Source organism: Solitalea agri (assembly GCF_023914155.1).
Taxonomy (GTDB): domain Bacteria; phylum Bacteroidota; class Bacteroidia; order Sphingobacteriales; family Sphingobacteriaceae; genus Solitalea; species Solitalea agri.
The window spans coordinates 231280-243851 of the sequence record NZ_JAMWYS010000028.1 but is presented as its reverse complement, the minus strand read 5'-3'; the positions used below and the strand labels follow the sequence as shown (position 1 = coordinate 243851).

General features: G+C 37.7%; 11 protein-coding genes. 4 read left to right on the top strand and 7 right to left on the bottom strand.

From position 1 onward, the window contains the following. Nucleotides 1-11 precede the first annotated feature (11 nt). From pseC to NF867_RS08685, 4 genes are all read right to left on the bottom strand, one after another. A complete protein-coding gene (gene pseC, locus NF867_RS08700) occupies nucleotides 12-1211 on the bottom strand; it encodes a UDP-4-amino-4,6-dideoxy-N-acetyl-beta-L-altrosamine transaminase (RefSeq protein WP_252587429.1) in 1200 nt (399 codons plus the stop codon). A gap of 71 nt (nucleotides 1212-1282) precedes the next feature. Continuing rightward, nucleotides 1283-2299, bottom strand: a complete 1017-nt coding sequence (gene pseB, locus NF867_RS08695) for a UDP-N-acetylglucosamine 4,6-dehydratase (inverting) (RefSeq protein ID WP_252587428.1) — start codon at nucleotides 2297-2299, stop codon at nucleotides 1283-1285. A 17-nt stretch (nucleotides 2300-2316) separates the two neighbouring features. Continuing rightward, nucleotides 2317-3195: a hypothetical protein gene (locus NF867_RS08690; protein WP_252587427.1), complete on the bottom strand. Its 879-nt coding sequence runs from the start codon at nucleotides 3193-3195 to the stop codon at nucleotides 2317-2319. A 23-nt stretch (nucleotides 3196-3218) separates the two neighbouring features. Then, complete coding sequence (locus NF867_RS08685; RefSeq protein WP_252587426.1) at nucleotides 3219-3983, bottom strand: class I SAM-dependent methyltransferase; 765 nt, start codon at nucleotides 3981-3983, stop codon at nucleotides 3219-3221. A 100-nt stretch (nucleotides 3984-4083) separates the two neighbouring features. On the opposite strand from NF867_RS08685, the gene NF867_RS08680 reads away from it, so the two are divergent. Continuing rightward, nucleotides 4084-5343 (top strand): glycosyltransferase, encoded by a 1260-nt coding sequence (locus tag NF867_RS08680; protein WP_252587425.1) that lies wholly within the window; start codon nucleotides 4084-4086, stop codon nucleotides 5341-5343. A gap of 13 nt (nucleotides 5344-5356) precedes the next feature. Further along, nucleotides 5357-6154 (top strand): glycosyltransferase family 2 protein, encoded by a 798-nt coding sequence (locus NF867_RS08675; protein WP_252587424.1) that lies wholly within the window; start codon nucleotides 5357-5359, stop codon nucleotides 6152-6154. Nucleotides 6155-6289: 135 nt separating this feature from the next. Here NF867_RS08675 and NF867_RS08670 read toward each other — a convergent pair whose 3' ends face one another. The 3 genes from NF867_RS08670 to NF867_RS08660 all read right to left on the bottom strand — a co-directional run bounded on the left by NF867_RS08670 (nucleotide 6290) and on the right by NF867_RS08660 (nucleotide 9800). Continuing rightward, complete coding sequence (locus NF867_RS08670) at nucleotides 6290-8779, bottom strand: YfhO family protein (protein WP_252587423.1); 2490 nt, start codon at nucleotides 8777-8779, stop codon at nucleotides 6290-6292. Nucleotides 8780-8949: 170 nt separating this feature from the next. After that, nucleotides 8950-9495 (bottom strand): exodeoxyribonuclease X C-terminal domain-containing protein, encoded by a 546-nt coding sequence (locus tag NF867_RS08665; RefSeq protein WP_252587422.1) that lies wholly within the window; start codon nucleotides 9493-9495, stop codon nucleotides 8950-8952. 26 nt (nucleotides 9496-9521) lie between these two features. After that, nucleotides 9522-9800 (bottom strand): DUF4834 family protein, encoded by a 279-nt coding sequence (locus NF867_RS08660; RefSeq protein ID WP_252587421.1) that lies wholly within the window; start codon nucleotides 9798-9800, stop codon nucleotides 9522-9524. A 290-nt stretch (nucleotides 9801-10090) separates the two neighbouring features. Between NF867_RS08660 and NF867_RS08655 the strand changes: the two genes are divergently transcribed. Together NF867_RS08655 and NF867_RS08650 are read left to right on the top strand one after the other, a co-directional pair. After that, nucleotides 10091-10801 carry a murein L,D-transpeptidase catalytic domain family protein gene (locus tag NF867_RS08655; protein WP_252587420.1) on the top strand — a complete coding sequence of 237 codons (711 nt, stop codon included), beginning with the start codon at nucleotides 10091-10093 and terminating at the stop codon, nucleotides 10799-10801. 104 nt (nucleotides 10802-10905) lie between these two features. Continuing rightward, nucleotides 10906-12546, top strand: coding sequence for a L,D-transpeptidase family protein (locus tag NF867_RS08650; protein ID WP_252587419.1), 1641 nt, complete (start codon nucleotides 10906-10908; stop codon nucleotides 12544-12546). The last annotated feature ends 26 nt before the right edge of the window (nucleotides 12547-12572 follow it).

The following is a 12572-nucleotide window of genomic DNA, read 5'->3' as shown; positions in this document are numbered from 1 at the left end:
GGAAGTCAAGCTTAAGAATTGACAAAATTAATAATCTTCTCAATCACATAATTCTGCTGTTCATCTGTCATTGATGGGTACATTGGAAGACTTAAACAACGTTTATAATAAGCCTCTGCAATAGGAAAATCACCTTCTTTCCAACCTTGCTCTCTGTAGTACGGCATCAAATGCGTTGGAATGTAGTGCACCTGGGCAAAAATCTGCTGGTCTTTTAGGTAGTTGTACAACCCAAGACGGTTTTCAACCTGGATCACATATAAATGATAGGCATGGCCTGAATGTTCGTTGGTCAACTCGTTTAACTGCGATGTGATGCCAGCAACATCTTTAAAGGCATTATCGTATTTCCTTGCAATTTCAACACGTCGCTGTAAACCCTTATCCGCCTTTTTAAGTTGACTTAATCCTAATGCCGCCTGGAAATCGGTGATACGATAATTATACCCCAAAGCCTGCATTTCCATATACCAGCCTGGGTAAACCTCACTTTCGGTTCCGCAAGCAAACTCCGGTGTATTCTCAAACAACGAAGTCTCGCGGGTAATTCCGTGAGTTCGTAGTTTTATCAACTTTTTATAGAGTTCTTCATTATCGGTAGTAATCATTCCTCCTTCGCCTGTTGCAATATGCTTTACCGGGTGAAAAGAGAAGATCGACAGGTCAGCAAGCTTTCCATTTCCGCACAATTGTTTATCTCCATTGCGATCAATAAAGAACCCACCTGGAGCGTGACAGGCATCTTCAATGATCCACAAACCATATTCATCCGCAAGTTCTCTGAAGGCTTCCTGATCAACTGCTTTACCCGCAAAATCAACCGGAACAATGCCCTTGTAAGTTCCTTTCGGACTGGCCTCCAATAACTTTTTTACTTTTTCGATATCGAGCAAATAGGTCTCTTCATCAATATCGGCGAAAACCACCTCACCACCACAGTATCTGATACAATTGGCCGAAGCAGCAAACGTAATTGGCGTAGTAATTACCTTATCGCCATCTTTTACGTCCAATGCCAAAGCAGCCAAATGCAAGGCAGCCGTTCCGTTTGAAACAGCTACAGCGTATTTCGCTCCGATGTATTGCGCAAAAGCATGTTCAAAAGCCAGAATAGTAGGGCCTTGTGTAAGATAATCAGATTTTAACACCTCGATTACAGCGTTTATATCTTCTTCTGTAATGTGTTGTTTGCCGTATGGAATTGGATTCATTTCTTAAAATAAGAGATGCCGGAAAATGGTTAAATATTCCGGCATGGTTATCAAACTATCATTGAAAGCTATTACGCTTTAAAATCTTTATCTACGTACTGAACGATGAGCTCCCTGATCTGCTCTACAGTTATCCATTCATCATTGGTTCCGGAGTTATATTGAAAGCCCATTGGAACTGCTTTAGCATTAAAATGATTGTCAAATTCATCACGGTTCCAATTTGGCACCTGAGGAAGAATAGCATAGTAACGACCCAAATCAACCGTTGTAAACGAATCTGAAGAAGTGATCATTTCTTCATGAATCTTTTCTCCGGGACGAATACCTACAAGCTCTTGTTTACATTCAGGACCAATTGCCGTTGCCACATCAGTGATTCGGTATGATGGAATTTTAGGAACAAAAACCTCTCCTCCCCATGCATGTTCAATAGCGTGAAGCACCATACTAACACCCTCTTCTAATGAAATATTGAAACGGGTCATTTTATCATCTGTAATTGGCAATACACCCGATTTCCGCTTCTCCAAGAAAAAAGGAATAACTGAACCTCTAGAGCCCATTACGTTTCCGTAACGCACAACAGAAAATTTAATGTCGCGAGAGCCCTTAATATTATTTGCTGCTATGAACAACTTATCAGAACACAGTTTGGTTGCACCGTATAAGTTAATTGGAGCAGCAGCTTTGTCTGTTGAAAGAGCTACCACATTCTTTACACCGCAAGCTAATGCTGCTTCAATCACATTTTCGGCACCCATTACATTGGTTTTGATACATTCCATCGGATTGTATTCGGCCGCAGGCACCTGCTTTAAAGCTGCAGCATGAATGATGATATCTATTCCTTCGCATGCTCTTTTTAAACGCTCACCATCACGTACATCACCAATAAAATAACGGATGGCTTTGTATTTTGAATGTGGAAAAGTTTGCGACATTTCAAACTGTTTCAGTTCATCTCTTGAGTAAACAACCACTCGTTTGACATCCGGAAATCTAGTTAAAATGGTTTCGACAAACTTTTTCCCAAACGAACCAGTTCCTCCGGTTATTAGTACTGCTTTATGATTTAAATCTAACATGCTCAAAAATAAAAACGCTAAGATAGCCTAATTCTTTCAAATGCATCAATGTAGCTTTTAGCACTTGCGTTATAAACTTTTAAATTGAGATGTTTTGCATAAGTTTCGAGCACTTCATAGCTATAAAAAGCCTTTGAAAGCGACATGAACTGGTCTGACATTCGGGAAGATTGATTATGGACCACATCAATAATAGTAGTAGCCTTCACCTCCTTTTCATCGTAAAAGTGAACATCCTTTCTTACCAGATCATTGTTATCAACCACAGTCAACTGCTCATGCCATGAATGGTCGGCACCAAACACAAATGTTTCTTTAAAACCTCTGTTTAATGAAAGGAAGATGGAAACGGCCAAAATATTTTGCGATTGCTGCATTCCCAGGTTCTTTTTAAACAACCAATGCCGAAACCAAGAAAAACCTTGTATCACAGTATAGTTATAGTACACGGGTTTTAGATTGGCGTTTTGTTGGAAGATATTCGATAGGTAGGCGGACTTTTTAGCTTCCATTGGAATGAAAACATTCATTGGCCAATCAACCTTTGAGAAAGCAGTAAGAGTAATCCCAATATCTTCACGAACGAAAGTCACACCATCGTACATAAAGAACGCCGGATCGAGCAAAGCATAGCTTTGAGGTTTTAGCTGAACAAAGTAAGAGGAGTGAGTAAAGTTATTTACGCACACCATCTCCGTGCTCTTAATAAAAGCCAAATGGTTCTCTAATGACTGTTTTAAGGATGGACCGTTGCCTAAAATACTGCACCGAGCTTGCGATGCAGGCGTCAGTTTAACATTAAAACCTGACTTGGCAATTACTTTCGCAATTGTTAATACCGAATCAAAACCCAACTTTATAAATTCACCGACCTGTATTAATTTCTTTTCTAGCATTTAATCTGTTTCCAACTTTTTTATTATTTCTTTTTACCCCAAATAAAAATATAGGGAGACATTAGCTTACTTTCAACAGGAATAACTCTTGTAATAACTTTTCCAACCAGCCAGCATAGTTTGAACAAACCTTTAATAAGTATTGGCTGCTCTTTTTTGTTTTCGAGCCAGATTGAGAATTTCCCTAAATAACCATATTCACTTACTTCAACCCCCAATTCCTTAAAGATCGAACGCAAAAGTTCAGGATCCATGGAATTAATGTTGTGTTTGTCGTAGTTTTCCTTATCAAATTTGCGCTGCCACCAACCGTTAACACCTCTAAAGTTTGGAAGCGTTAACAACAAGGTTCCGTCTTTATCTAAAAAGTCGATATGCCTACGGATAATATCTTTTGTATCCTGAAAATGCTCTATTAACCCACATGAAAACACCAGGTCAAATTTCTCGCGTTCAGTAGCCTCAAATAAATCGCCTTCTATAAACCGAATACTTCCTGTAGGTACATTATTAAATTCTTCGAGCTCATGAATAATCTTTGGAAGAATAAAGAAATCAAGTAATGTACATTTTCGCTTAAGATATTTTGTAAGAAACAGCGAAAAGTAGCCTGGAAAGCCTCCCAGCTCAATGGAAGTTGTTATCTTATTTTCAGCACAAACTTTTCTGAATAATGCAGAGAATACATAATTCGAATTGATCTCATGTAAGATATCCGTTTTTGACTCCCAATATTTCGACCAAAACTCTTGGTCGGTTAAACTATTCTCCAATGCTTGGGTTTCCATTTTTGTCCGCGAAATTAACTATTTGAATGTGTACTTTTGACCCACTTTAATAATTTGTAAGATTAAGAATTATTTGAAATAAAAGCCACTTACTCAGTTAATGAAAGTAGTACATATTAACAGTTACGATGGAAGCGGGGGAGCAGCGCGTGCGGCAGCAAGATTGAACGAAGCATTAAAACTTCAACAGGTAGAAAGTGAATTCATTGTCAACTACAAATATGGAACAGATACTAGTATAAAAACCTTTTCTGAAGGTAAATTGGCCAGATTGTATGCTTTTTTTCTGATCGGCCTCGAGCATGTTTACACCAAACTTCAGATCAAAAAGGTAAAGATCCCGTTTTCTATTCCCTTTATCGGCAAATCCATTGAGAAACATCCATTAATTAAAGCTGCTGACATTCTTCATTTACATTGGACCAATCAGGGATTTTTAACTATCAGTTCGCTTAAAAAGTTATTGGCGATGGGCAAGCCTGTAGTCTGGACCTTTCACGATAGTTATGCATTTACAGGAGGCTGCCATGTTCGTTATAGTTGTGAGAATTATAAAGCAGAATGTGGAAACTGTCCGGTTGTTAAGAACCCTTCACCTAGGGATGTTTCACACCAGTTTTGGTTAAAAAAGAAGGCCCTTTATGCCGAGTATCAGTTTCAGGTAATTACACCAAGTAACTGGCTTGGAAACGCCGTAAAGCAAAGCTCTTTAATGAATAACTTTAACGTTCAGGTTATCCCAAATGCCATTGATGCTGATTTATTCAAACCTACTAATAAAACTGAAGCAAGAAATAAACTCAACCTTAATTCTAATCGGTTTATAATGTTAAGCGGTTTCATGCCATCAAAGGTTGATATGCATAAGGGAACCAGCTATTTATTGGAAGCCTTAGAAATGCTGGCATCAAAAGTAGATCTTTCCCAAGTTGAGCTGGTTATTTTTGGCAATAAGCCTGACGCTGAAAAACCATCATTCAAAATAAAAACCACGTATTTAGGCATTATCAATAACGATGCGGAATTAGCAACTATTTATTCTGCCGCTCATGTTTTTTTAACTACCACCCTTGAAGATAATCTTCCAAATACAGTGATGGAAAGTCTATCATGCGGAACACCGGTTATTTCATTTACCACCGGTGGGGTACCGGACATGGTCAGTCATCAGCAAAACGGTTATCTGGCGCAATACAAATCTTCTGAAGATTTTTGCAATGGAATTTTATGGGCTTTCAATCACCCTAATCGTGAAGTATTAAACGAAAATGCACGACAAACTGTTGAGCAAAAGTTCAGCTTAACGGCTGTAGGCCATAAGCATCTTGAACTTTACAAAACTCTATTACAGAAAAGCTAATTTGAACTGAACCATGCAGGGCGGATACCGACTTCAAAATATAACCTCAAAAAAAACAGCCGACAAACCTGTTTTAAGCGTAATTACCATTGTTTATAACGGAGAACATTTTATAGAGCGAACCCTTAAAAGTGTTGTTGAACAAAGCTATACCAACATTGAATACATTGTAGTTGACGGCGCATCAAAAGACAATACCTTGCAACAGGTGAAACATTATGAAGAACATATTGCTTTCTGGATTTCAGAAAAAGATAAAGGTATTTATGATGCGATGAATAAGGGCTTGCAGCAAGCTACAGGTGATTATGTTTTGTTTATGAATGCCGGAGATCAGTTTTATGATGGAACCACCGTTGAAAATATCTTTAAAAATGATTCAAACGCTGATATCTATTATGGAGATGCCTTAATTGTTGATGATAATAACAGTGATCTGGGTTTACGAAGATTAAGACCTCCTAAAAACTTAACCTGGAAAAGCTTTAGAATGGGCATGTTGGTTTGTCACCAGTCGTTTATTGTCCGAAGAAGTTTAGCTCCATTGTATAACCTTAACTATAAGATTGCGGCAGATATTGATTGGTGTATCACCTGTATGAGATCAGCCTCCAAAATTGAAAATACCGGTTTAGTTATATGTCGATACCTTACAGGAGGAACATCATGGCAAAACCAGAAAAAAGCATTAAGGGAACGGTTTGATATAATGAAAAAGCATTACGGAGTTGTTTCCGTTATTAGCTCTCATTTGGCTATAACGGCCCGATTCATTGGCCAGAAATTAAAAGGTGAAAAACGAACCAATTAATCTGTACTTGTTTCCAATTTAGAGGGAAGGAACCTTACTGTAGAAATGTTATAACCTGAGACTATAAGTTATGCAATTAAAAAAGGCTTACAATCAAAAGATTGCAAGCCTTTTTTAAGAATTTAATTTTTATTGTTAAACATTCACTTCTTCAGAAGCTTCCGTCTTTTTTCTTTTCTTAAACTCGATGAACCCAACCCCGGCAATTCCGGCTACAAGTAAAATTGAGCAAACCAATGATACTTTTTCTCCTGCATAGTACGATTTTGGCTCAAACTTGAACTCAATTGTATGCTTACCTGCGTCAATTTGCATTGCACGCAATAAGTAATCGGCGCGGAAATAAGTATGAGGCTTTCCGTCTACATAAGCATTCCAGCCTTTATCATAGTAAACCTCCGAGAATACCACAAGCTGACTAACCGCAGAGTTTGACTCATAAACCAATTTCTCAGGATGATAACTTACCAGTTTAATTGTGGCAGTAGTATCGAAGTTCATTTTAATGATGTCGATATTCTTTTTGTACTGCTCATTAATAACTGCCGTTGTTTTAGGATTAGCAAAATCTAAAGCTGCTAATTCTTCATTTCCGTTATTAACGAATTTAACACCGTTAACGAACCATGCATTTCCTAAAGCCTGCTCATTGCGTACAACTCTAGCTCCTTTAGCACTATCAGGCATAATGATATACTTAGTATTAAGCATATTGAACGCCCAAGGGTTACCTTTTACCAACTGACTATCGATGAAGTTCTGATAACGCATCAGTTTAGCTGCGTGATATCCCCCTATACTTTTATGGAATTTTGAAGTTGCACCATTTGCAAAAGCGTTACCAGTAGTCATATCGTAAACACGATAATATGGATCGGTATCTTGTTTGATTTCGAGGTCAACTTCACGCGGCTGAATAGTTTGAGCAAACATGCGTTTTTCAGCGAAGTTATCGTCTTTTAGGTAGCGCTTATCAATGCCCCACATATCAACAATAATTGTAAGCACCAATCCAAGGGCAACAAATTCGGTTTTAATCTTATCGGTAACATACGCCCAAATTAAACCTGCTGCCAATAACACGAAAACTAATGAACGGAAAGCATCAAGACGAGCGATATTTAATCGGTCGGCTTTAACTGCGGCCATTAGATTATTCGCCATCGATTCACCACCCATTCCAGTTAATTGCTGCAATAAGTTAGTGTCGTTTGGAGATTGTACAGACAGGAACAAACCTGGCATTGCCAAAAACACAACCAAGAAACCACCTAAACCATACGTGGTATATTTTAAGTTTTTAAGGACCTTGTCTTTCGAAATCTTACCTTCAAAAATTTGATTAAGTAGAACAACTGCCAACACAGGAACCAATAAACCAGCAATTACTAAAATCGACTCAACAGCCCTGAACTTGTTGTACATTGGGAAATAGTCGAAGAAGATATCTGAGAACCATTGGAAGTTTCGACCCCATGATAACATCACGCTTAATAAGGTAGCAATTGCAATTCCCCATTTTAACGGACCTTTAACTAAACTTAATCCCAAAACAAACAAGAAAATAACCGCGGCACCAAAATAATAGGGACCAGAGGTAAAAGGCTTATCGCCCCAGTATCTTGCAGCGCCTCCAATTTGGGCAGCTATTTGGGCAGCATCCTGGGCAGGTACATTGTTTTTAACCAATTCGCCATAAACTTTTGATTTTGGCGTAAAAGGAATTCCATTAGCACCTCCGTAAGCATCAGGAATTAAGAATGTAACCGATTCCATCACTCCTTCACTCCATTGGTATGCATATTCCTTATCTAAACCTTTAGATTCTTTAGCAGTCGCCTGCGGCTTCACGAGATCAGATTTACCACGAATAGTTTCCTGGGCATATTCGTACGTAACCCATAAAGTACCAAAGTTCACCCCTAAACCAATAATTGCGGCCACCAATAAAGCGGCAGCTGTTTTTGTAAAGTCAACAAGTTTCTTTTGTTTAACTGCATCTACTAATTCTGCAATAATTAAAACCAAAATGGCGATCATCAGGTAATACGTCATTTGGAGGTGATTCGAACGAATTTCCAGAGCTAAAAACAAGCTTAGTAAAGCTGCACCCCATAAACGGCGTCCTCTGAATGCCATTAGAATTGCACCTAAAATAGGGGCAAAGAACGCAATAGCAAGTGCTTTACCGGTATGGCCAGCTTCTACTAAAACAAAGTTGTAAGATGAAAAAGCGATAGCAATTGCTCCCAGAAACGAAAGCCATGGCTTAAAGCGAAGCATTCTGAATAAGAAAAATCCTCCTACCAAATACAATAACACAAAGTTTACCGGATTAGGAAATACCTTATTCCATATATCTATTATATGTGAAGCGAGATTACATGGGTATTGAGCCCATATTTGAAAAGAAGGCATACCGCCAAACATGGCGTTCGTCCATAAAGGACCAACTCCGTCTTTTCTAAAACCCATGATTTCTTGCTGCACAGCAGAAGCCTGGATCACATCGCTTTGGAGTAATCTTTTGCCCTGCAATAACGGACTGAAATAGATAAAACAAATTGCGATAAACAACACTAGGGCCAGTATACTCGGCCAATTTTTCTTAAACCACTGGTTCATCTTTTTGGTCTTTAGTTTATTTGAAACCGCCAAATATAGAAAAATGAATTTACTGTGAAAGGGCATTGTACCCAAACTAAATTCGGATTAGAGCAAACGAGAGTTCATAGTAAAAATTAAGGCCGCAATGATTGCTCATTCACGGCCTTTAATATTTTTATTTTTCTGATTTAGTTCCATTCATCATCCGCATCATACTCCCCATCCCAATCTTCCTCATCCTCGTCAAATTTTTCAAAGGGAAATTCTTCCAACGAGTCATCATCTTCTTCTTTAAAATTATCCACTTGTTTTGTCGGTTTTTCTCCTTTCGAAACGTCCATTCGAGGAAACTCGCCAGTAACCTCTGCGGCTAAACTGGCTGCCTCCAAACTTAAAATATCTTCGGCATCATCATCCTCAGGTAATCCAAATTCATCTTTCCATGATTGCTCATCGAAATATGCATATGTTTCTTCGTCATCCTCATCTTCAATATCCATCTCCGATTTCCATTTGCTGTGCTTATCAATTAACGTTTGAATAGCCTGATCTGAAAAACTTATGGCCGGATTGATACCCTGCAAATCTTCAATAACCGGCGCAGTAATTAAAAAGTTCTGGTCACTAAGTGCACAAGTATTTAAATATTCGGGATCAATTTTAGCAATCTCCTGTAATGTTTTTCCTTGGTATTTCCCAGAATTGAATTCGGTTTCGAGGTCGTAAAATTTCATGTTTTCGTATGTTCTATTCTTAAGCCCTATTTTACTTCTTCGTAATCAATAAACTCACCGCCCTTATCAAGGTTAGCTTTTCGATGAGTAGAATTGTGTGGAACACTATCAATATTCATTTCACCATCAGATTTACGAGCATTATTATAGTATTGCTGCTGTTGCTGACGGTAATAGTTTTCAGCCTGATTGGTCATTTTTTGCGCCACCGAACGAAATAAAAATGGAGCAGCAAATCTCAATAAAACTCTTAACAGCCAAAAAATTAAAATGAGTTCAAGAATAAATCTTATAAAAGTCCCCATCGCATTAGTTTTTAATTTACAAAAGTAGTATTAATAACGAGCTAATACGTCAATTGATTGTAACGTTTAAAATGCAGGATTTTACGTTTTAAAATCAATTGATTAATTAAACAGTGAACGGCAAAAACTGTGGAAAGAAATCAACAATTACTTTAGTATAAACTTGGTTACAAAACTTTGTTTTTAATACAGAAAATGTTACCTTAAATTAACTTTCAATTATTTGTAACCCAGAGGATTACGCTTTCGTACAAGTCCTATACAATTAAACCAAAACTGGAGAGCTCATAATGAAGAGAATAGTTGGGATAGCAGTGATATTTAGCTTCTCATTAATGGCGGGAAATAGCGATGGAAAAATGCTTTTAAAAAACTTAAAAGATGAATCGCCTTTAGTAGCCAAAAAAGAAAGCAATTCAGCCATGGAGCTTGACCAACTCTATTTGGCAACCGGGTTAAATAACTTTTTAAACAAAGATATTCTTGAAAAAGCCTTAACCGGTTTCAGAAAAATTAACCCCAAAAAACAAATTCTTGCAATTATCGATTTTAATAAGCCTTCGAATGAAAAGCGCCTATTCATTATCGATGTAGCCAGCAAACAATTGTTATTTCATACCCTTGTTGCGCATGGCAAAAATTCAGGAGAGGAATATGCCACGCAATTTTCAAACATTGAGGGTTCTTTAAAAAGCAGCTTAGGATTTTACCTTACAGGTCAAACTATTATTAGTCCGAAGCACGGCTATGCAATGATTTTAAATGGCTTGGAAAAAGGCATTAACAGCAATGCTAAAGACCGTGAGATCATTGTGCATTCAGCCGATTACGTTTCGGATTCATTTATTGCACACAATGGCATGTTAGGACGCAGCTGGGGATGTCCGGCTTTACCGAAAGAGCTCAACAAACAAATTATTGATGTTTTAAAAGATGGAGCAGTATTGTTTATTGCCGGAAACAGCCCATCTTATGATCATAAATCAACTTTTTTGCAGTAGTCGATTAAACTATATATTGTTCGAATTCCTCCTTTTTGTTAAATTAAGCAAAACAGGAGGTTTCGTTTTTAAGCAGAAGTCACCTGTAACAACGGTTTTCAATTATGAAACGGTGGCTCAAATTGGATTTGTTTTTAGCACTTTACCTGTTGAAGTCGCTTTTTTGCCCGAATTTGGCCCTTTCTCAGCATAGAGCTTTTGTAGCCGCTACCGATTCCCCTAATTCAAGCCCACAACTCTCCATAGACAGTAATTCTGTTAAAGTTTATATTAAGAACGATTCATTACTCATTCATTCTGATACAGCAATCATTAGCTTTTATCAAAAACGGAATTACACTTATCAATGGATCAACCTGAATGGGTTAAATGAGCAGGCCCGCAGCTTGAGAAATTTACTCCGGTCTTCCTTTTCAGATCTTTCACCCAGAACCAAGGATTACTTCAAGAAGTTTGAAAACGGAACCATTGACTCAACACAACTCGAAAGTGAACGTATACGGCTGGAACTTTCATTAACAAGTGCATTTATTCAATTTATTAAAACAACTTATAGTAGAAATTATGACGAGATCGAGGAATGGTTTCTCCCTTGTAATCCAATGCCGGTTGATTCGGTCGTTTCAAAGCACTATCAATTAAAAACTTTTCTTAATTCACTAGATATTAAAACACCTACCCAGGTGAATCTGCTTGAAAAGGAGATCATGTTTTATCAAAAGCTTCAAAATCAAGGCAATTGGAATCCTTTTCCTTTTCCGAAGAAATCATTAAAAGTGGGTGCTAAAGACTCATTAATTCTTTCTATTAAAAAGCGTTTACACATTCTTAAGGGTTTTGACTCGAGCGATACCTCTATTGTATTTGATGAACAAATGCAAAATGATGTAATTGACTTTCAAAACAAAACCGGCCTAACACCCGATGGTATTATTGGCAAGAACTTTATAAAATCGATAAATATCTCTCCGGAGAAAAGGGTCATGCAGCTCTTAATTAATATACAGCGATTAAAATGGCTTCCTGAGCGAGATTCTTCTGAATACATTCTGGTTAATATACCCGAGTTCGAAATGCATGTTTATCAAGGTACTGAACTTTGCTGGAGCAGCCCAGTAGTGGTAGGCAAACCTTCTTCATCTACTGCCTTGTTTACAGGAAATATGAAATATATTGTTTTCAGTCCTTACTGGAATGTACCCCCATCCATCGTTAAGAAAGAAATTATTCCTGAGATTAAAAAAAACAGAGGTTATATTAATAAGGAACAACTAGAGTTTTGGCAAGGTAACAAAGTCGTCCCTACCGAAAGCATCCTTTGGGAACAATATCCTGCTAATCCATTTCCATACAGTGTCAAACAAAAACCAGGAAGCGAAAACTCACTTGGCCTGGTTAAATTTCTTTTTCCGAATGAATACGACATTTATCTACATGATACGCCTTCCAAAAGTTTATTTAAAGCAACTTCCCGTTCGTTTAGTCATGGATGCATACGAATTTCGGAACCACAAAAACTTGCCGAACATTTATTAAGAAATGAAAGGGATTGGGATAGCTCAAAAATAACCGCAACAATGAACGGGGGAAAGGAAACCTGGGTTACACTAAAACGAGGTGTTCCTGTATCGATCATTTACTTAACAGCCTGGGTTGACGACAGTAATATCCTGAATTTCAGGGATGATGTTTATGGATTTGACAAAGAAGACAGAAAACTTTTGTTTAAATTAAGTAACTTTTAAGAAGCTTTTGCAGTTAAAAAGAATAC

Bases quoted from the DNA above. Each gene is read 5' to 3' on its own strand.
- pseC (WP_252587429.1), bottom strand. From the start codon at position 1,211: ATGAATCCAATTCCATACGGCAAACAACACATTACAGAAGAAGATATA.
- pseB (WP_252587428.1), bottom strand. From the start codon at position 2,299: ATGTTAGATTTAAATCATAAAGCAGTACTAATAACCGGAGGAACTGGT.
- NF867_RS08690 (WP_252587427.1), bottom strand. From the start codon at position 3,195: ATGCTAGAAAAGAAATTAATACAGGTCGGTGAATTTATAAAGTTGGGT.
- NF867_RS08685 (WP_252587426.1), bottom strand. From the start codon at position 3,983: ATGGAAACCCAAGCATTGGAGAATAGTTTAACCGACCAAGAGTTTTGG.
- NF867_RS08680 (WP_252587425.1), top strand. From the start codon at position 4,084: ATGAAAGTAGTACATATTAACAGTTACGATGGAAGCGGGGGAGCAGCG.
- NF867_RS08675 (WP_252587424.1), top strand. From the start codon at position 5,357: ATGCAGGGCGGATACCGACTTCAAAATATAACCTCAAAAAAAACAGCC.
- NF867_RS08670 (WP_252587423.1), bottom strand. From the start codon at position 8,779: ATGAACCAGTGGTTTAAGAAAAATTGGCCGAGTATACTGGCCCTAGTG.
- NF867_RS08665 (WP_252587422.1), bottom strand. From the start codon at position 9,495: ATGAAATTTTACGACCTCGAAACCGAATTCAATTCTGGGAAATACCAA.
- NF867_RS08660 (WP_252587421.1), bottom strand. From the start codon at position 9,800: ATGGGGACTTTTATAAGATTTATTCTTGAACTCATTTTAATTTTTTGG.
- NF867_RS08655 (WP_252587420.1), top strand. From the start codon at position 10,091: ATGAAGAGAATAGTTGGGATAGCAGTGATATTTAGCTTCTCATTAATG.
- NF867_RS08650 (WP_252587419.1), top strand. From the start codon at position 10,906: ATGAAACGGTGGCTCAAATTGGATTTGTTTTTAGCACTTTACCTGTTG.